16 protein-coding genes are annotated in these 20,342 nt (G+C 58.9%); 12 read left to right on the forward strand and 4 right to left on the reverse strand.

What is annotated here, in order from left to right; translation table 11 throughout:
- Window positions 1-113: 113 nt before the first annotated feature.
- On the forward strand, window positions 114-1,358 hold the full coding sequence (locus CU103_RS17990; RefSeq protein WP_170117054.1) for an efflux RND transporter periplasmic adaptor subunit: 1,245 nt from the start codon (window positions 114-116) through the stop codon (window positions 1,356-1,358).
- The gene (locus tag CU103_RS17995; protein WP_106665414.1) at window positions 1,355-4,465 is read left to right on the forward strand and encodes an efflux RND transporter permease subunit; all 3,111 of its coding nucleotides are present in this window, start codon (window positions 1,355-1,357) and stop codon (window positions 4,463-4,465) included. Before CU103_RS17990 ends, CU103_RS17995 begins: the two co-directional genes overlap by 4 nt.
- A gap of 73 nt (window positions 4,466-4,538) precedes the next feature.
- Here CU103_RS17995 and CU103_RS18000 read toward each other — a convergent pair whose 3' ends face one another.
- Window positions 4,539-5,738 carry an NAD-dependent formate dehydrogenase gene (locus CU103_RS18000; protein WP_106665415.1) on the reverse strand — a complete coding sequence of 400 codons (1,200 nt, stop codon included), beginning with the start codon at window positions 5,736-5,738 and terminating at the stop codon, window positions 4,539-4,541.
- Between the two features lie 320 nt (window positions 5,739-6,058).
- Here CU103_RS18000 and CU103_RS18005 point away from each other — a divergent pair, with 320 nt between their 5' ends.
- The 6 genes from CU103_RS18005 to CU103_RS18030 all read left to right on the forward strand — a co-directional run bounded on the left by CU103_RS18005 (window position 6,059) and on the right by CU103_RS18030 (window position 12,959).
- Window positions 6,059-7,075 carry a LacI family DNA-binding transcriptional regulator gene (locus CU103_RS18005; protein WP_106665416.1) on the forward strand — a complete coding sequence of 339 codons (1,017 nt, stop codon included), beginning with the start codon at window positions 6,059-6,061 and terminating at the stop codon, window positions 7,073-7,075.
- A gap of 27 nt (window positions 7,076-7,102) precedes the next feature.
- The gene (locus CU103_RS18010; RefSeq protein WP_106665417.1) at window positions 7,103-8,158 is read left to right on the forward strand and encodes a sugar phosphate isomerase/epimerase family protein; all 1,056 of its coding nucleotides are present in this window, start codon (window positions 7,103-7,105) and stop codon (window positions 8,156-8,158) included.
- Between the two features lie 12 nt (window positions 8,159-8,170).
- A complete protein-coding gene (locus tag CU103_RS18015) occupies window positions 8,171-9,343 on the forward strand; it encodes a Gfo/Idh/MocA family protein (RefSeq protein ID WP_106665418.1) in 1,173 nt (390 codons plus the stop codon).
- The gene (locus CU103_RS18020) at window positions 9,343-10,890 is read left to right on the forward strand and encodes a sugar ABC transporter ATP-binding protein (protein WP_106665419.1); all 1,548 of its coding nucleotides are present in this window, start codon (window positions 9,343-9,345) and stop codon (window positions 10,888-10,890) included. Before CU103_RS18015 ends, CU103_RS18020 begins: the two co-directional genes overlap by 1 nt.
- Complete coding sequence (locus CU103_RS18025; RefSeq protein ID WP_106665420.1) at window positions 10,887-11,897, forward strand: ABC transporter permease; 1,011 nt, start codon at window positions 10,887-10,889, stop codon at window positions 11,895-11,897. Before CU103_RS18020 ends, CU103_RS18025 begins: the two co-directional genes overlap by 4 nt.
- Before the next feature lie 117 nt (window positions 11,898-12,014).
- Entirely contained in the window at window positions 12,015-12,959 is a 945-nt protein-coding gene (locus CU103_RS18030; protein ID WP_106665421.1) for a substrate-binding domain-containing protein, read from the forward strand.
- A gap of 53 nt (window positions 12,960-13,012) precedes the next feature.
- On the opposite strand, the gene CU103_RS18035 is transcribed toward CU103_RS18030, so the two are convergent.
- The 3 genes from CU103_RS18035 to CU103_RS18045 are packed head-to-tail and all read right to left on the reverse strand — an operon-like array spanning window position 13,013 to window position 16,817.
- On the reverse strand, window positions 13,013-14,218 hold the full coding sequence (locus CU103_RS18035; RefSeq protein ID WP_106665422.1) for an energy transducer TonB family protein: 1,206 nt from the start codon (window positions 14,216-14,218) through the stop codon (window positions 13,013-13,015).
- A gap of 2 nt (window positions 14,219-14,220) precedes the next feature.
- On the reverse strand, window positions 14,221-14,670 hold the full coding sequence (locus tag CU103_RS18040; RefSeq protein ID WP_106665423.1) for a hypothetical protein: 450 nt from the start codon (window positions 14,668-14,670) through the stop codon (window positions 14,221-14,223).
- Window positions 14,671-14,672: 2 nt separating this feature from the next.
- A complete protein-coding gene (locus CU103_RS18045; RefSeq protein WP_210203783.1) occupies window positions 14,673-16,817 on the reverse strand; it encodes a TonB-dependent hemoglobin/transferrin/lactoferrin family receptor in 2,145 nt (714 codons plus the stop codon).
- Between the two features lie 224 nt (window positions 16,818-17,041).
- Between CU103_RS18045 and hemP the strand changes: the two genes are divergently transcribed.
- From hemP to CU103_RS18065, 4 genes are read left to right on the forward strand one after another with little or no spacing between them, the layout of a single operon-like run.
- Window positions 17,042-17,251 carry a hemin uptake protein HemP gene (hemP, locus tag CU103_RS18050; RefSeq protein ID WP_106665424.1) on the forward strand — a complete coding sequence of 70 codons (210 nt, stop codon included), beginning with the start codon at window positions 17,042-17,044 and terminating at the stop codon, window positions 17,249-17,251.
- Between the two features lie 21 nt (window positions 17,252-17,272).
- Complete coding sequence (locus CU103_RS18055; RefSeq protein ID WP_106665425.1) at window positions 17,273-18,331, forward strand: hemin-degrading factor; 1,059 nt, start codon at window positions 17,273-17,275, stop codon at window positions 18,329-18,331.
- 10 nt (window positions 18,332-18,341) lie between these two features.
- A complete protein-coding gene (locus CU103_RS18060) occupies window positions 18,342-19,223 on the forward strand; it encodes a heme/hemin ABC transporter substrate-binding protein (RefSeq protein WP_342588900.1) in 882 nt (293 codons plus the stop codon).
- A complete protein-coding gene (locus CU103_RS18065) occupies window positions 19,220-20,341 on the forward strand; it encodes a FecCD family ABC transporter permease (RefSeq protein WP_106665427.1) in 1,122 nt (373 codons plus the stop codon). Before CU103_RS18060 ends, CU103_RS18065 begins: the two co-directional genes overlap by 4 nt.
- The last annotated feature ends 1 nt before the right edge of the window (window position 20,342 follow it).

The raw sequence follows: 20,342 nt of genomic DNA on the forward strand, positions 1-20,342 counted from the left end.
TAGAAAGAGCGGCCACGCAGCCACAAATCATTACAAAACTATAATTTGTAATGGTTGGCAGAGGGATTAGTGCTGAGGCATTGGGTGCACCTTCCAAGGAAGAGAAATATCTCATGAAGCGCATCGGCCTTGTGATTGCTATCCCGGTCATAGTCGGCGTCGGCTCTTTCCTTGCCTACCCCGAGTTGCGTGCGTCTGCACCCGATACACGGGCGCTGCCTTCCGCCTCGCTCTCAGTGTCGAACAGTGATGCGGCACCCGCTGGGAAAAGGCGCAAAGGTTCCGCCATACCCCTTGTCGTTGTCGCCGAGGCGAAGGCGGAGGACGTCCCTGTCACCAAAACCGTCGTGGGGACAATCGAGCCCGTGGATACGGTCGCCATACGGCCGCAAATCGACGGTGTTGTCATTGCCGACAACGTTACTGACGGCCAGATGGTCAAGGCCGGCGATGTGCTCTTTCGTCTCGATGACCGGGCCATCCGCGCCATGATCGACAAGGATCAGGCTCAGCTTGCCAAGGACGAGGCCAGCCTGGTCGCAGCCAATCTCGATCTGTCCGGTGCGCAGGATCTTGAAAAACGCCATGTCGATACGACCCAGCAGGTCTATCAGGCCGAAGCCGCCGTAAAGGTGCTCGAAGCCTCCATCGCCATGGACAAGGCGCAGATCGAAGCCGATCAGGTCCAGCTGTCCTATATGACGATCAGTGCGCCGATCGACGGACGTGTCGGTGTCGTCAACACCTCGATAGGCAATCTGGTTCGCACGGCCGACACCGGAAACGGCCTCTTGACGATCACCAGGATGAAGCCGCTGCGCGTCTCTTTCACCGTGGCCGAAAGCGACCTGCCGGCGTTTAGGGGAGCCGTAGCCGATCATCCGGCCAATGTTCAAATCAAGTTACCCGGGAGCAAGGATACGATTGCAGCCGGCACATTGAACTTTATCGATTCCAGCGTCGATACCGCCTCAGGCACCGTCGTGCTGAAGGCCGGCCTGCCCAATGACGACGGGGCGCTTTGGCCCGGTCAATATGTGACCGCAATTGTCGATCTGAGCGTTCACAAGAATGCCACGACGGTGCCATTGATCGCTGTCCAGCAGGGGAACGACGGATCCTTCGTCTTCCTCGTCCATGCGGACAAGACCGTCGCGATGCAGCCGGTCACCCTTGCCACCACCGTTGGCGATATCGCTGTCATAGCGTCCGGCATCAAGCCGGGAGATCAGGTTGTCGTTGATGGGCAGCTGCATCTGCAGGATGGAGCCACGGTGCACACGACCCTGGCACAAGCGTCTGGAACCCCGCCGCCTGCCGACAAAGACAATTCAGCCTCAGTCGAGGCCTCGAGATGAATATTTCATCCATTTTCATCCGGCGGCCCATTGCGACGATTCTGCTTTCAGTTGCGCTTGCCGCCTCCGGCCTTTTTGCCTACAGGTTCCTGCCGGTGGCTGCCCTGCCGGAGGTCGATTTTCCGATCATAACGGTCTCGGCCAAACTTCCGGGCGCTGCCCCGGACACGATGGCCAACGCGGTGGCGACGCCGCTTATCAAACAGTTTTCGACAATCCAGGCCATTTCCACGATCAGTGCGACCAGCACGCTCGGCTCAACCCAGATCACCCTGGAATTTGATCTCAACCGCAATATCGACCAAGCGGCGGCTGACGTCGAGGCAGCCATCGCCAGCACCCTGCGGCGATTGCCGGCCAACATGACCACACCGCCCAGCTACAGGAAGACCAATCCGGCCGATGCGCCGGTGGTTCTTGTCGCATTGCAAAGTGACACGATGCAGCTGTCAAAACTGGATGACTATGCCGAGAACGTGATGTCACCGGCGTTTTCGACAATTACGGGTGTGGGCGAAGTCCAGGTGCTCGGCGCCAAGCAATATGCGGTGCGCGTCGAGGTCGATCCCCATGCGGCAACGGCGCGTGGGATTGGTCTGGACGAATTGACGAACGCCGTGGCCGCCAACAATTCGATTGCACCCGTCGGAACGATATCGAGCCCGACACAGCAGATGGCGATCGAGGCCGATACCCAAGCCCAAAATGCCGATACGTTCCGCCAGATCATCGTTGCGTCCCCGAACGGCAAGCTTGTTCGTCTTGGCGACGTGGCGCGGGTCGTCGATTCAGTCGCCACCACCCAGACCGAAAGCAGATATGATGGCAAGCAATCGCTGGTTCTGGCGGTATTTCGCCAGCCCGGTGCCAATACGGTCGATGTCGTGGATCGTGTCAAAGCCATACTCCCGCAGTTTACGCAGGACCTTGGCCCGTCAGCCAGTATCCACATCCTCAACGATCGCTCGGCCTCGATCCGGCAGGCAGTTTCGGACGTGCAGTTTACACTCATCCTCACCATTGGCCTGGTGATCATGGTCATCTTCGTATTTCTGCGCCGCCTGTCAGCGACCATGATCCCGATCATTGCGGTGCCGCTTTCGCTGATTGCGACGCTGGGCGCGATGTATGTGATGGGCTTTTCAATCGACAACATTTCCCTTCTCGGCCTGACGCTGTCCGTAGGATTGGTCGTCGACGACGCAATCGTCATGCTGGAAAATATAACGCGGCACATTGAGGACGGTATGTCGCCGCGCGATGCGGCATTAAAGGGCAGCGCGGAGATTGGTTTCACCATCATCTCGATCACGACATCGCTCGTTGCGGTGTTTATTCCCATTCTGCTCATGGGCGGCGTTGTCGGGCGCATCTTCAATGAATTCGCTGTCGTTGTTACCGTCGCCATTATCGCCTCGGCGCTGATATCACTGACCTTGACACCCATGTTGTGCAGCCATTTGCGCAATGAAAAGCATAGCGTCGGCGCAAGGAGGCCATTTACGGAACGCGTTTTCGACGTCGTTCAGGCCGGCTATATGCGGGTCCTTGATCTTTGCCTCGCCTTCCGCCCGGTCATTCTGACCGTGTTTCTGCTCACGGTGGTGGCAACAGCCTATCTTTTTGATACCATCAACAAGGGCTTCCTGCCGACCGAAGATATCGGCCAATTGTCGATCTCGACCGAAGCGCGGCAGGACATCTCGTTCGATGCGATGGTGGCGCTGCAAAAACAGGTGGCCGATGCGATCTCCAGCCGGCCCTACGTCGCACACCTCGTCTCCAATGTTGGTGGCGGCTTCAATTCGTCCAGTCTCAATCAGGGGCGTTTCTTTGTCGAGTTGAAACCGAAAGCGGAGCGTGCGCCGCTTGAGAGCGTTCTGAGCGATCTTCGCCGGACGCTGGCGAAAGTACCGGGGATCAACAGCTATCCCGTTGCGGTGCAAAATCTGCGCATTGGCGGCGTATCGTCCAACGCCGCATATCAATATGTCCTTCAAAGCGTCAACGCCGCTGATCTTTATCCCTGGTCGCAAAAATTCATGCTGGCAATGCAGCAGGAACGGAGCGTCTTCGTCGACGTCTCCAGCAACCTGCAGAACAATGCGCTGCAGGCCAATCTCGTTATCGACCAGGACAAGGCGCAACTGTTCGGCGTCAGTTCGGACCAACTTCGCAACACGCTGTATTACGGGTTCGGTACCAATCAGGCGTCGACAATCTTCTCCACCGGCGACAGCTACCAGGTCATTCTCGAACTCGATCCCGCAATTCCATGGACTGCCGACAAACTCGATCAGGTACAGATCCGCTCGACGACGACCAGCAAGCTGATACCGTTTTCGGCATTCGCACATGTGGAGCGCAAGACGGGTTTGCTTGCGGTCAATCAGCTGGGCCAGCTGCCCGCCGTCACCATCTCCTTCAATCTGCCGCAGGGCGTGGCGCTAGGGCAGGCGTTGCAGGAACTCGACACGCTGAAGACACAGCTTAACGTCCCCAATACCATCACTTCGAGTTTCACCGGCACTGCCAAAGTGTTCGAGCAGTCACTTGCCAATCAGGGCCTGCTCGTCGGCGCGGCAATCCTGACGATCTATATCGTGCTGGGAATACTCTATGAAAGTTTCGTCCACCCGCTCACCATCCTCACCGGTCTGCCGGCGGCGGCCGCAGGTGCGCTCGCCACGCTGGAAGTGTTCGGCTACGACCTCAGCGTCATTGCGATTATCGGCATCCTCATGCTGATCGGTATCGTCAAGAAGAATGCCATCATGATGATTGATTTTGCGCTTGCCCGTCAAAGGGCGGGCGAGACCTCGTTCGATGCCATACGGGAGGCCTGCCTCGTGCGTTTCCGCCCCATCATGATGACGACGTTCGCCGCCCTGATGGGTACCATTCCCATCGCCATAGGCGCCGGCGCGAGCTCCGAACTGCGCCAGCCACTTGGTGTGGCCGTGGTCGGCGGACTTATGGTTTCGCAGGTTTTGACATTGTTCATTACGCCAGTCATCTTCCTTTACATGGAAGATCTGTCCCGGGCACTGGGCAAATTCGGCAACCGGATTTTCGGCGGGCACGCATCTCCGGCCCCAGCGGAGTGACCGGAGCAGAGGTTCTGTCTTGACCACAGGAAACCGGCTGTCGCATCAAACTCCATGCGACAGCCCCATGAGATCATTTCTTGAAACGCACTGCCTCTTCGGACCCGCCTGTGGCATCACCGGCACTGTAGGAATGTGCACCGGCGCCTGCGAGCTTCCCGCCGTCGACGATCAGATACTCTTCACGGATGGGGCGCCCTTCGAACCAGCATTCAAGAATTTCTCGCGTTCCAGCGGCGTAACGCGCCTGGGCAGACAAGGATGTCCCGGAGACGTGCGGCGTCATTCCATGATAGGGCATGGTTCGCCACGGATGATCCTTCGGTGCCGGTTGCGGGAACCAGACGTCACCCGCATAGCCTGCCAGCTGGCCGCTTTTCAGTGCCCTTGCGATGGCATCGCGATCGCAAATTTTGCCACGGGCTGTATTCACCAAATAGGCGCCGCGTTTCATCTTCGAGAGCATTTTCTCGTTGAACAGGTTTTCCGTTTCCGGGTGTAGCGGGCAGTTGATTGTCACGACATCGCATACCTTTACCATATCCTCGACCGTATCGTGCCAAGTCACGTCAAGTTCTTTTTCGACAGCATCCGGCAGCCGGTGCCGGTCATGATAATGAAGGTGCATGTCAAAGGGCTTGAGCCGGCGCAACACGGCAAGACCGATACGCCCAGCGGCAACAGTTCCAACATGCATTCCCTCAACATCGTAAGAGCGGGCAACACAGTCAGCAATATTCCAGCCTCCGTTGACGACCCATTGATAGGAAGGAATGTAGTTTCTCACCAGAGCGAGGATCATCATCACAACATGTTCGGAGACGCTGATGGAATTGCAATAGGTGACTTCCGCAACGGTAATGCCGCGGTCGATAGCGGCCTGGAGATCGACGTGGTCAGACCCTATCCCCGCCGTGAGCGCCAATTTGAGGTTCGATGCCTTGGCGATGCGCTCTGCAGTCAGATATGCGGGCCAGAATGGCTGCGAGATCACTATTTCAGCATCAGGCAATTCCTTCTCGAATGCAGAGTCCGGGCCATCCTTGTCTGAGGTGACAACAAGAGTGTGGCCAAGCGATTCAAGATATTTTCGCAGACCCAGTTCCCCTGAAACGCTTCCGAGCAACATTCCGGGTTGAAAGTCGATCGCCTTGGGCGAGGGGAGTGTCTGGCCGCCGGGATAATGTTCCATTTTTGGAAGACCGTCGCGTGCATAAGACTTTGGATATCCGTCGACCGGATCATCATAGAGAACACAGACTATTTTTGCCATGATCGTTTCCTTTCCGACAGCAAACACCCTCGACAGAGCTCGAAGCAAAGTCAGGGCAATGGAACGCCATGAAGTGAGCGGGAGGTTCTCAGATCGAGCCCGAGAGACTCCGGCCCATTGTGTTTCCCCGTTCTGCTATCGCCTCGCTGCGTGAGGCCTGTCTGCAAAACACCGAATTCTCTCACGATAGTTGAGCGCATTCAAATCAAAGGTTCGAAATGAAAGGCAACACGATTTCCCATCAAATCCACTCAAAAAGAGTTGCACACCTCATTTGAGTGATTTAATACTTTGGCCGGAGGAATTTTCTCGTGGTTAAAATGACGCTCGAAGACGTCGCCCGAGAAGCCGGTGTCAGTCTTGCAACGGTTGATCGTGTCGTGAATGGGAGGATCGGTGTGCATGCGCGCACCATCGAACGCGTCAACGCGGCCATCAAACAGCTCGGCTTTCTGCCCGATCCGCATGCCTCCCGTCTTGCGCGCGGGCGTGACTATGATTTCCGCATCATTTTGCCGACCGGCGAAAATGAATTCATGCAGGCGCTTGCCGCCGAGTTCCGCGCCACGCGCGAACGGCAATTGCAGGAACGGGTGCGCCTTTCGATCCAGCACGTCGATACGTTCGACGGCATTGCACTTGCCGCCGCGCTGGAAAAGCTGCCATCGGGGATTGATGGTGTCGCTGTGGTCGCGCTCGATCATCCCGCCGTTACCGAGGCCATCAATACATTGGCCGATGCCGGCGTCGTCGTCCTCACGCTCGTTTCCGACGTGCCAAATTCGCGCCGGGCACATTTTGTCGGCATCGACAATTTTGCCGCCGGCCGCACAGCCGCCTCGCTGATCGGCCGCTTCGTAGGCCCGCGCAAGGGCAAGGTCGGCATGATCGCCGGCTCGCTCGCCTTGCGCGACCACATCGAGCGCCAGTTCGGCTTCGAGCAGATCATTTCACGCGAATATCCCAATCTCGAAGTGCTGCCCGTGCGCGAGGCGCGTGACGAGAACGCGCGGGTTGAAGCGGTCAGCCGTTCGCTTTTGCAGGATCACCCCGACCTCGTGGCGATTTACAACGCGGGCGGCGGGCAGTCGGGCGTCATCGCTGCACTGGAGGCATCAGGCCGGGTATCAGACGTCATTTTCGTCGCACATGAACTGACCCCCTCGACCCGGCGCCATCTGGTGCGCGGCACCGTCGACGCTCTCATCAATCAGGACGCCGGCCACATGGCGCGCAGCACGGCGCGAATATTGACTGCCTTGCGCGAGGGGCGCCCGATCGTTCCCGGGCAGGAACATATCCGCATCGACATCTTCCTCAGGGACAACATGCCCTGACGGCAGGCACATTGAAGGAGGAGACTAATGAAGACGATCAAGGGACCAGCCATTTTTCTCGCGCAATTTGCGGGTGACACGGCACCGTTCAATTCCTTCGACGCGATCTGCAAGTGGGCAGCATCGCTGGGCTATAAGGGTATCCAGATCCCTGCGTGGGATGGCCGTCTGATCGATTTGAAGAAAGCCTCCGACTCAAAGGACTATTGTGATGAGCTTGCCGGTGTGGCAGCTTCGCATGGCCTGACCATCACCGAACTGTCCACCCATCTTCAGGGGCAGCTTGTTGCGGTGCATCCGGTCTATGATGAGCTCATGGATGGCTTTGCCGCACCCGAAGTGCACGGCAATCCAAAAGCCCGGCAGGAATGGGCGGTGGACCAGCTCAAGCGTGCTGCGCGCGCTTCGAAGCATCTCGGCCTCAAGGTCATGCCGACCTTCTCCGGCGCGCTTGCCTGGCCGTTCCTTTATCCCTTTCCGCAGCGTCCGGCAGGGTTGGTCGAAGCAGCCTTCGACGAACTTGCCAAACGCTGGACGCCGATCCTCAACTATCTCGACGAGCAGGGTGTCGATGCCGCCTATGAGATCCATCCGGGCGAGGATCTGCACGACGGCATTACTTACGAGATGTTCCTCGAACGGGTGAAAAATCATCCACGCGCCAACCTGCTCTACGACCCTTCACACTTCGTCCTGCAGCAGCTCGATTATCTCGACTATATCGATATCTATCACGAGCGGATCAAAGCCTTCCACGTCAAGGATGCCGAATTCAACCCGACCGGGCGGCAGGGCGTGTATGGCGGCTTCCAGTCCTGGGTCAACCGAGCCGGCCGGTTCCGCTCGCTTGGCGACGGGCAGGTGGACTTCGGTGCCGTTTTCTCCAAACTGACCGCCTATGATTTCGATGGCTGGGCAGTGCTGGAATGGGAGTGTGCCCTGAAACATCCGGAGGATGGTGCGCGCGAAGGCGCTGAGTTCATCAATGCCCACCTGATCCGGGTGACCGAACGGGCCTTCGATGATTTTGCCGGGGCCGGTACTGACGACGCGGCCAATCGCCGTATTCTTGGTTTGAGTTAAGAGGGTAGACGAATGGCTATTGGAGCATCCAAGGAAAAACCCGCAACCCGGCGCATTCGCATCGGCATGGTCGGTGGAGGGCAGGGCGCCTTTATCGGCGCGGTGCATCGCATCGCGCTGCGCCTGGACGATCAGTATGAGCTTGTAGCCGGCGCGCTCTCCTCCGATCCGGCACGTGCCAAGGCTTCGGCGCGCGAAATCGGCATAGCCGACGACCGCGCCTATACTTCGTTCGAAGAAATGGCCAAGGCGGAAGCCAAGCGCCCCGACGGCATCGAAGCGGTTTCCATCGTCACGCCCAATCACATGCATGGGCCAGCAGCCAAGGCCTTTCTCAAAGCCGGGATTCATGTCATCTGTGACAAGCCGCTGACAATCACAGTCAAGGAAGCCAAGGAACTTGTCTCGCTGGTGGCCAAGACCGGCAAGCTTTTCATTCTCACCCACAATTACACCGGCTATCCAATGATCCGTCAGGCCAAGGCCATGGTGGACAAGGGCCTGCTCGGCACATTACGGCTGGTCCAGGCGGAATATCCGCAGGACTGGATGACCGAAAAGACCGAGGCTACGGGTTCCAAGCAGGCCGAATGGCGCGTGGATCCGAAGCGCTCGGGCGCTGGCGGGGCCATAGGCGACATCGGCACGCATGCCTACAATCTCGCTTGCTTCGTCTCCGGCCTCAAGCTCAAGCAACTGTGTGCCGAACTAACCAGCTTCGGCGAGGGCCGCGTCCTTGATGACGATGTGCAGATTCTCATGCGCTTTGACGGTGGTGCCAAGGGTATGATCTGGGCGAGCCAGGTTGCCCCGGGTCATGAGAATGGCCTGAAGTTGCGGGTCTACGGCACCAAAGGCGGGCTCGAATGGACACAGGCTGACCCCAACTATCTCTGGTACACGCCGTTCGGCAAACCCAAGCAATTGCTGACCCGTGGCGGAGCTGGCGCATCGCCGGAAGCCGCGCGCGTCACTCGCGTTCCGGGGGGGCATCCGGAAGGCTATCTGGAGGGTTTTGCCAATATCTACACGGAGGCTGCTCAGGCGATCGTGGCAGCGCGCACCGGCAAGAAGACCCCGAAGGATGTCATCTACCCGACCGTCGAGGACGGGCTGGCCGGAATGGAGTTCATCGAAGCTGCCGTCAAGTCTTCAAAGGCTGGCGGCGTCTGGACGAAAGTGTGATGGGCGAAAACCAAGCCACAAAGGTTGCAATGCCCGTACTTGAAGCGCGCGGGATTGCCAAGGCGTTCGGGCCGGTCGAGGTGCTGACGGACATCAGTCTCTCGGTCATGCCCGGCGAAGTGCACGCGATCATCGGCGAAAATGGTGCCGGCAAGTCGACGCTTATGAAGCTCATGAGCGGGCACCTTCAGCCGACACGCGGTACCGTGGCGATCGACGGTGAACCGGTGCACTTCGCCGGACCCGTTGACGCCGAACATCGCGGCCTGGTTCTGGTGCATCAGGAGATCCTGCTCGCGCCGGATCTCACCGTTGCGCAGAACATCTTCATGGGCCGCGAATTGAAACGCGGTCTCATGGTCAATGACCGCGAGATGAACCGCCAATCCGCCGAAGCCGTGCGCAGCCTGGGCGCCGACATCGACCCGACGACCCAGATTTCCCGGCTCTCCATCGCGCGCCGCCAGCTCGTCCAGATCGCGCGCGCCCTGCAGGTGCCACACCGCGTGGTGATTTTCGACGAGCCGACTGCTTCGCTGACGCCGTTCGAAACCGAAGCGCTGCTCAAGGTCATTCGCGATCTGCGCGACAAGGGCGTTGCCGTCCTCTACATTTCGCATCGCCTGCCCGAAGTGGGAGCAATCGCCGACCGCATCACCGTCTTGCGCGATGGCAAGCTGATCGCAACACGCAATGCCTCGGATTTGCAGCCGGTCGACATGGCAAGGCTGATGGTCGGGCGGGACATGTCGCAGCTCTATCCCGAGCGCGAGGACACGGCGACCCGCCAGAACGTGCTCGAGGTGAAGAACTTCGACGTGCCGGGCTATGCCCGTGACGCTTCATTCACCTTGCGTAAAGGCGAAATCCTTGGATTTGCCGGGTTGATCGGCGCCGGGCGTACCGAGCTCTTCGAAGGGTTGGTGGGGCTTCGCACCGGCCATGGCGAGGTCATGCTGAACGGCAATCCGGTCAAGTTCCACACCGTGCGCGACAGCATGGCGGCGGGAATTGTCTATCTGAGCGAGGATCGCAAGGGCAAGGGCCTGCTGCTTGCACAGGATCTGCGTACCAACCTGACGCTGGCGACGCTTGGGAAATTCACCAAGGGTCCGCTCATCCAGCGCAAACGCGAGGACAACAGCCTCACCAAGGCCATCACCGATTTTGACATTCGCGCCCGCCGCCGCGATCTTCTGGCCGGGCAGCTTTCCGGCGGTAACCAGCAAAAATTGCTCCTGGCGAAGATGATGCTGCTCGAGCCGAGCATCGTCATCATCGACGAGCCCACGCGGGGCATCGATATCGGCACCAAGGAACAGATCTACAAATTCATCGCCGACCTCGCCAAGGCCGGCAAATCCGTTATCGTCATCTCGTCCGAGATGCAGGAACTCATCGGCATCTGCCACCGCATTTTGGTCATGCGCTCATCGCGCATCGTCGGCGAGGTAACCGGCGATGCGATGACCGAGGATGAAATCGTCGTCTACGCCACGGGCGTCAAAATCAACGAAGCAGAGCTTTATAGTGCGGGGAACGCATGAGCGACACAAAGACAATCACCGACACACGCGGTCTTGGCCGCAAATTTGCCGACCTCGACAAGACGGCGGTTGCGCCATTCCTCGCGCTCGCAGCGCTCTTTCTCCTCGGCGCACTGGTCAATCCGAACTTCCTGTCAATCGACAATCTGCTCAATGTGCTGACCCGCTCGTCCTTCATCGCCATCATCGCCGTTGGCGCAACCTTCGTCATCTCTGCAGGCGGACTTGACCTGTCAGTCGGATCGATGGCAGCGCTCGTCGCCGGCATCATGATCCTCTTCCTGAACTCGGCAGCCATTGACGGCGACACAGCCATGCTGGCCGCCGGCATTGTCGTCGCCATCGGCGTCGGCGCTCTGGCAGGTCTATTGAACGGCGCTATCATCACCATCGGCAAGATCGAACCTTTCATCGTCACACTGGGCACCATGGCTATCTTTCGTTCGGTTACCGTCTGGCTGGCCGACGGCGGCTCGATCGCCATGAAATCGATCGCCATGCGTAACATGTTCCGTCCCGTCTATACGGGTGTTTTCCTTGGCCTGCCGTTTCCGGTCTGGCTCATCATCGCCGTCGGCCTGCTCGGCGCATTCATCCTCTACAAGACGTCGTTCGGACGGCATGTGATCGCCGTCGGTTCGAATGAGGATGTCGCACGCTACTCCGGTATCCACGTCAACCGCGTGCGCGCCATGACCTATATCCTTCAGGGCATCTGTGTTGCGATTGCCGTAGTGGTCTATGTTCCGCGTCTTGGTGCTGCCACCACCACGACCGGCATGCTGTGGGAGTTGCAGGCGATTACCGCCGTGGTCATCGGCGGAACCGCGCTGCGCGGTGGCGTCGGCCGCATCTGGGGTACGATTTGCGGTGCCTTCATGCTGGAGATCGTCGGCAACATCATGGTGCTCTCCAACATCGTCAGCGAATACCTGATCGGTGCCGTGCAGGGCACCATCATCATCATCGCCATGCTTGTGCAGCGTACGCTGCAGAAGAAAAAGTGATCGTTGCGATCACACGAGAAACAGGGGGCGGGAGCTGCTCCTTCTCACGGGACGGGGGGAACAAGGGCCACCCACCGAACCGCAATCAAGGCCCACTTGAAAATTGGGAGAAGACTAATGCGTAAACTTTTGGTCGGTCTTGTCGGGGCGGTTCTCGCTTCGTCGATGACCTTCGCCTACGCCCAGGACAAGAAGGTCAATATCGCCGTGTCCATTCCGGCGGCTGACCATGGCTGGACCGGCGGCGTCGTCTATCATGCCGAACGTGCCGCCAAGATTCTCGAGGCCAATCATCCGGGTCTGAAGATCACGATCAAGACATCTCCGGACGGAGCTTCGCAGGCCAATGCGCTGGAAGATCTGACAACACAGGGTATCGATGCATTGGTAACCCTGCCGCACAATTCCGATGAATTGACCGATCCGATCCGCGCCGTCAAGGAAAAGGGCATCTTCGTCACCGTGGTTGACCGCGCCCTGTCCGATCCGAGTATCCAGGATCTTTACGTGGCCGGCAATAATCCGGAGCTTGGCCGGGTTGCCGGCGAGTACCTCAAGAACACGATGAAGACCGGCGACGTCGTCGTCATCCGCGGCCTGCCGATCGTCATCGATGAAGAGCGTCAGAAGGGCTTTGACGATGCGATTGCCGGCAGTGGCATCAAGGTCCTCGACAAGCAGTTCGGCAACTGGTCCCGTGATGATGCCTTCAAGATCATGCAGGACTATCTGACCAAGTTCCCGAAGATCGACGCCGTATGGTGTCAGGACGACGATATGGCTGTCGGCGTGCTCGAAGCCATCGACCAGGCCAAGCGTACCGATATCAAGCTGGTTATCGGCGGCGCGGGCATGAAGGACATGATCAAGCGCGTTGCCGATGGCGATGCAATGACACCGATCAACGTCCTCTACCCGCCTTCAATGGTCGCGACAGCCATGGAACTCACCGTGGCGAATTTCTACGATCAGGTGCCGGTGCGGGGCAAGTACATCCTCGACGCAACGCTCGTCACCAAGGACAATGCCAAGGAGTTCTATTTCCCGGACTCGCCATTTTGAGGTGAGGTAGGTTGCCATCCGAGAACAGGAAAGGCCCGCACGGGCCTTTTCATTTAACCCCCGAATGCCAGCGGCAGGCTGAAGGCCCAGACCGATCGTCCCGCGTCGGCGGGGATGGGCGGGAAGGGCGCCGCACGGCGAACCGTATCCACCCCTGCCTTGTCTACGGCGGGATTGCCAGAGCTGCGGCCAACGCCGAGGCCGGTGACGCTGCCATTGCTGGCAACAACAAACGAGACAACCACCTCACCGCGCAGCCGTCCCTGCCGCCGCAAGGCCCGGCGCAGTTTCGACGTTACCGCACCGGGATAATTGGATACCGCAGCATTGCCCTGCGCTGACGATTTACCCTTGGCATTTCCATCGGCATTGTTTTCGCCATCGTTCTTTCCATCGGCGATGCCGCTGCGTGCGCTCCGCTCATTGCTGCCGTCGCGGCCCGATGCTGTTTTGGCCGGCCCTTTCCTTGCCCTTGCCGCGGGCGCTGCTTTGTTCACCGTCGCTTGCGGTTTTTCAGCCACGCGCTTTTCGGCAACGTGTTTTTCCATCGCGGGCTTCTGCAGCAAGGGCTTTTCTACGCTCGTTACCGTGGGTTCGTCCTCGACCGGATGTATCACTTCCTTTGTAGGTTGCTGAACCACGTTTTCATCTTGCGTTGGCTGCAGCGGCGTAACGGCAAGAATTTCAGGCGCCTTGCTTCGTGAAACGTCCGACATTTCCGCCACAACCGGATCAGCGGCCGCTGGCGGCGTGCCCTCGACAGGAGTGATGCTTTCTACCGGCTCAGCCGCCTCGACGGGCTTTGCTGTTTCGACCTCCCTGGCCGGCACCGGCTTGGGCATCGCCATCGTCACCAATGAAACGTTCATCGCCTCGGGATTGGCCGGATCGGGCGCTCCGGAGGCAATCGCGTCCACCGCTCCATCGCCGAGCAGAGCTGCCATCGTATCCTCGCTGCCGGCAATCAGCACTTCATCGGCGACGAAGCCGATAAGAAGCACGGCTAGAGCCGCATGAAATCCACAGGAGATGACAAGTTGCCGGTACCATTTCGTTGTGGGTCTCTGCGGTTTTCCCGCGATGCTTCCATGTTCAACGGCGTCGGAGGAAAGTTCGGGCCGGGCCGTATCGAGGAACTCGACAGCCTCCGGTTCATCCCCGACGTCAAAAGCATCATTCTCAATGACATGGAGCGCAGGCGGGTCCGTCCGTTTTGCAACGGCGGAACTTTCGGGTCGGAACGCCAGCGCATAGGCCATCTCTAGTTCCCGAATCGCACGCCGGATTTCGTCGTTGGATCAAGCTGGCGGATGCAGGCTTTTGGATCGACCCGCGCGCCGGAACATTCGGTCGCATCGTTCACCAGGACACGGGCGATCTTCGAGCAATCCGTATCCCCAAGATCGAAACGCCGGACCTTGGTCTTGCCCTGCGGCAGGTCCTTGAAGTCCAGCACCGTAATGCGGTCGACCACCTGGGCGTGATTGAACAGGGCAATCTCGAACGCGGCCTTGTCGAGCGGCGCGTTGAGATTGTTGGTGGCGATGAAGGTCAGTCTGCAGCCCTTGTCCGAGGGCTGCAGGGCATTCAGTTCAAGTGTCAGGGCTGGCGCCGGGGAGGACTCTTGCCCCGACGCCGACCCTGTTGCGGCAAGCAGGAATATGGCTGTAACAGCGGTCATGCCATGGCCAAGGCTTGCTGCAAATTTCATGATTACCATCCGAACTGTTTCGCCAGCGTGAGTTTGAAGGTGCGTCCCTTCGCGTCCGTACCGGCCAGGTTGTTGCGATAGAATTTGTCAAAGACGTTCTCGACCGCGAAACGGGCCTCCAAGCCGGCATATTTCTCATCGGTTGGCTTCCACGAGGCGAAGATGTCGTGCACGCCATAACCGGGCGTCGGCTCGCCGGTGAAGCCGGTGTCCGCAGACGCGGCAAACCTGCCGCGCCAGCCATATTCGACGCCGTAGTCGACCATTCGTCCGCCGAGCGTCAGAGCAATGTTCTGCGCTGGAATGCTCGTCAGTGGTTCGCCGGTCTCCTCGTCTTCACCCTTGATGTAGCTATAGGCGGCGCGGGCGAAGAACACCTCGGCATCGTAGGACCCTTCGACTTCCACACCGTAAATCTTGGCTTCGTTGATGTTGACATAATAGCTAACCGGCAACCGGTTGCGGTTGTCCGGATTGGTGGTGATCAGATTGCGCAGCTGATTATAGAAACCGGTCGTCTTCAGTTGCAGCGTGTCGCCGGCGCGGACAAGGTCGTAACCCGATACGGCGAAGCCGACTTCGTAGTTGTTCGATGTTTCCTTTTCGAGCCCGATGCTGGCAATTCGTCCACCCGGATAGGTCCGGCCGGGTATGGAGCTGGAATACAGTTCGTCGATTGTCGGGAACCGCTCCGTATGCGCGAGCGATCCAAACACCGAGAACGTATCGTTGAACTTGTAGAGTGCAGCGAGCTTGGGTGAGACCGCGTCATCGGATTCGTCCTGCGCCCCACTGATGCCATCGGCTGGCGAGGTCTCCCGATAGTCGATGCGAATTCCGGGGATCAATGTCAGCTTCTCGCGCCAGACGAATTCGTTCTGGGCGTAAAGGCCATATTTCGTTTCCGTGCCTTCCGGATGGAAAAGGATCGCTCCTGGGGAAAGGCCAGCAATTGATTCCGCCTGACGATCCTGATGACTGATCTGCGTACCCAGCGTCAAAAAATTCTCGAAGGCTTCGCTTTTGTATTCGAAGGTGTTTTCCACCCGGGCCTGAAAGGTCTTGTACGAATAATCTGAATCGTCGAAGAGCTGGCTTGGAACGCCCGCCAGACCGGATGCATCCGATTGTTCGTTCGACGTATCGGAATACGATAGGTTTACCTTCAGATCGAGCCACGGGTTGTCGCTGGCCGGATTCTCATAGGCGAACACCACTGTCTGGTCTGTGACCTTGCGGTCCACGGTACCAAAGCCGCTATCGGTCTGCGAATATTCCTGATCGTCCGTGTCGCCCTGCCAGCGCTGATAGGAGAGGCGGATTGTCTGCTCGTTGCCGTCACCGAAACGATACGTGCCCTTGGCCAGGCCGGACCAGGATTCAAATTCCGAGCCAGGAATATCGTCGCCATTGCCGTCCTTGAAATCGTTGGACTGGCGGTAATTGCCCATGCCGAGGAATTCGAAATTCTCGTTGATTCGCGTCGCATAGATGGTTGAGCCGAGAAGGCCGGTGCCATTGGAATCATAGGCGCTCTTCACACGAACCGCATTGTTCTGGCCATCGGCCAGAAAGTCCGCCGCATCCTTCGTCGTCAAATTTATGACGCCGCCGAGCGCGCCGGAACCGTAAAGAGTCGACGAAGCCGGTCCGCGCAGCACCTCGACCTGCTTGTAGAGTTCGGGATCGCTGAAGAAAGATCCCATGCGATACTGTTCGTAGAATTTCGGTGTGCCATCGACGTTGATGATGATCTTGGATTCGTCCGCCGCTGCGGCCGCGCCGATGCCGCGAATGTTGAATGCCTCCCCGAAAACGCGGTCACTGCCGATGGCTGTCACGCCGGGTACATCGCGCAGCGTGTCACCGATCGTTTGTGGCTGATCCTGGTCGATCTGTTCCTGGTCGATCACCGTCACCGCCTGCGGTGTATCGATGGCGACCTTGTCGACGCCGGCGCCGATCACGAGGCGCTGCAACAGCGTCACGCGCCCCTTCTTGGCCGCCTCACCTTGAACCGGCTCATTTGTTTCCGTTCTCTGTTGCGCCTGCTGCGCCCCGGCAACATGCACTGCGGACATTATCGCCATTGCCGCTCCGCCAAGCAAAGCAGTGATATTTCGTGCCACCAGCCCCATAATTCTCATTCTCTCCAGGAGTTCAGTTCGTCGCTGGCTGGCCGGGAGAGCTTCGTGCCGATGCTCCAATGCTTGCTTGCAGTTTTTGTCTTTTTAGAAGGTCGCGGTAAACTTGACTCATTGACTCTTCTTTTGATTGAGTAATAAATATGACAATAAGAGTCAAGTTTAATTCACCGGAATGATGCGGGCGGCATTGTTCCAGACAAAACCAACCGAAAAGGCCAATTGCCATGTCCCGGCGTCAAGTCATCGATCTGCAGGTTCGTCTTCCGAATTTGACACCAATTCGCACCGATTTTGCCAAACCGATGCAGCAAGACATTCGGATATTCGGCAGCGATATTCTGTTCGATGGCTCCAATGAAGTCGGCATCGAACATGCCGGATCGCTTTACCGGCTGAAAATCACCCGTCAGGGCAAACTGATCCTGAACAAATAACGAAGTAAGTGGGCTTGAAACATGACCGAGACTGTAAGACCGACACCCGAAGCGATCCGGCAGGCGAGGGCGGACAATCCGAAGATGCGCGAGCGCGACCTTGCGCAGCAACTCGGGATTTCCGAGGCCGGTCTGATAGCCGCCCATTGCGGGATCAACGTCGTTCACATCAGCCCGCGCATCGAAACTTTCCTGACGAAGATCGAATCGCTTGGCGAAGTTCTGGCGTTGACGCGCAATGAAAGCGCCGTCCACGAGAAAATCGGCGTCTACGACAAGCCTGTCGTCGGCAAGCATGCCTCGATGCTGCTTGGCGCGCAGATCGACATGCGCCTCTTCCCGACTTCCTGGGCGCATGGTTTCGCTGTGGAAAAAGAGGATGGCGATACGGTCCGCCGCAGCCTGCAGTTCTTCGACGCCGCCGGCGAGGCGGTTCATAAGATCCACCTTCGGCCAGCTTCCAATCTGCAGGCCTATAACGCACTGGTGGCCAAGCTCCGGCTCGACGATCAGTCGCAAATGTTGGAACTGGCATTGCTCCCGAAGCCCGAGGAAAAGACCCTTGAGATCGGGGAACTCGATGCTTCGGGCCTGCGCGACCGCTGGACCCAGATGAAGGACGTGCACGAATTCTTCGCCATCCTGCGTTCGCTCAAGATGACCCGCCATCAGGCGGTGCAGGTGATCGGCCAGGATTATGCCTGGCAGCTCGACTCCGGAGCACTGGCAGCGATGATGCACCATTGCGCCCAGGAGCATATTCCGATCATGTGCTTCGTTGGCAATCGCGGCTGCATCCAGATTCATTCAGGACCGGTCCAGTCGGTCAAAGCCATGGGCCCGTGGATCAATATCCTCGACGAAACTTTCCACCTGCATCTGCGCACCGATCACATTGCCGAGGTCTGGGCCGTGCGCAAGCCGACCAAGGATGGCCACGTCACCTCGCTCGAGGCCTATGGTTCCGAAGGCGAGATGATCATCCAGTTCTTCGGCAAGCGGCATGAGGGAGCCGGTGAGCGCAGCGACTGGCGCCAGCTGATCGAAGGCCTCCCGCGTCTGATGCGCGCCGCAGCATAGGGAAATGACCATGACATTCAGACTTCCGATCATCGCCGGCGTTCTTGGTCTTCTATCCTGGTCCGGCGCCACCTTTGCCGAAGAAATCACCGGCCGTGTTGCCGATGCGAGCCGCGTGGTGTCGATCGGCGATTCCATCACCGAGATTGTCTATGCGCTCGGCGAAGAGGGGCGGCTGGTCGGGCGTGATTCGACCAGCACCTATCCCGATGCGGCCAGCAAGCTGCCGGATGTGGGCTATATGCGCGCGCTGTCACCGGAGGGTGTGCTGTCGATCAACCCGACCGCGATCATCGCCGTCGAGGGCAGCGGTCCGAAAGAAACCATCGAGGTTCTCAAGAAGGCGAGCGTCCCCTTCGTCTTTGTGCCTGAAAAATATACCGCCGCCAGCGTAGCCGAGAAAATTCGCACCGTCGGCAAGGCGCTTGGTGCCGATGCCAAGGCGGAGAAGCTTGCAAAGCAGGTCGAAGCCGATCTTGCCGTCGCTCAGGCCGAGACGAAGGAGATCACGGCCCGCAAGCGCGTGCTCTTCATCCTCAGCGCCAAGGACGGCAAGATCATGGGCTCCGGGACGAAGACGGCTGCCAATGGCATTATTGAACTTGCTGGCGCGGAAAATGCCATCACCGAGTTTGAGGGTTATAAGCCGCTGACTGATGAGGGCATCATAACGGCAAAACCGGACGTCATTCTCGTCATGGATCGCGGCGGCGATCACGCCGCTGCCAATGCCGCGCTTCTCGCCAACAGGGCCATAGCGGCAACACCAGCAGGCGAGGCCAAGAACATCGTGCGCATGAACGGCCAGCTCCTTCTCGGTTTTGGTCCGCGAGCGGCAAAGGCAGCACACGATCTCGCCAGGGCAGTTTACGGCAACGAAGTGAGCCCATGAGCTATCCCGTCTTGATCAAGTCAGCCGCCCCGCGATCGGCACTGGGTGGCGGCAAAACACGCGCGCAAGGCGACCGTTCGTTTCTGGCGAAGAGCGTGATCCTGATGCTCTGTTTCGTTCTCGTGGCAACGATCATGTTCAGCCTTGCGGCTGGCGCATCTGATGCGTCGATTGTCTCGCTCGTCGGTGCATTGTTCACCGGCATTGACAGCCCCGCCGATGCGTTGTCATTGCGCGACCGGATCATCATCTATGACATCCGCCTGCCGCGCGTCATTCTGGGCGCGCTGATCGGCGCTTCGCTCGCCGTTTCCGGCGCGGTCATGCAAGGCCTGTTCCGCAATCCATTGGCCGACCCCGGCATTGTCGGCGTGTCGGCAGGTGCCGGCCTCGGTGCAGTCAGCATGATCGTCCTTGGCGGCACGTTCCTTGCACCCTTGATCGCCCTGTTCGGTTTCTACGCCCTGCCGCTCGCCGCCTTTTTCGGGGCGCTCGCCTTCACCCTGATCCTTTATCGTGTTGCCACGCGGCGCGGGCAGACATCCATCGCCACCATGCTGCTTGCCGGCATCGCCCTTGGCGCCATGGCCGGTGCCTATATGGGCGTCCTCGTCTACATCGCCGATGACCGGCAATTGCGCGATCTCACCTTCTGGGGGCTGGGCTCGCTTGCTGGTGCCAACTGGGTGAAAATTGCCGCTGCCGGTCCGTTCATTGTCTCGGCATTGCTGATCTCGCCCTTTCTCGCCCGCGGTCTCAACGGCCTTGCTTTGGGTGAAGCGGCAGCAAGCCATCTTGGCATTCCCGTCCAGCGCTTCAAGCGCATTGCGATTGTTGTGGTCGCCGGAGCAACCGGTGCGTCCGTTGCGGTCAGCGGCGGCATCGGCTTCGTCGGCGTGGTCGTCCCGCATCTGCTGCGCCTGATGATCGGACCCGATCACCGTTACCTGCTTCCGGCCGCCGCGCTGCTCGGCGCTAGCCTGCTGCTGCTTGCCGATGCGGTCAGCCGCACCATTGTCGCTCCATCGGAATTGCCGATCGGCATCGTCACCGCCGCTGTCGGCGCGCCGTTCTTCCTTTGGATATTGCTGCGCCGCCGCGGCATTCTGGATCTATGAC

It is taken from the genome of Phyllobacterium sophorae, assembly GCF_003010965.1.
GTDB classification, from domain to species: domain Bacteria; phylum Pseudomonadota; class Alphaproteobacteria; order Rhizobiales; family Rhizobiaceae; genus Phyllobacterium; species Phyllobacterium sophorae.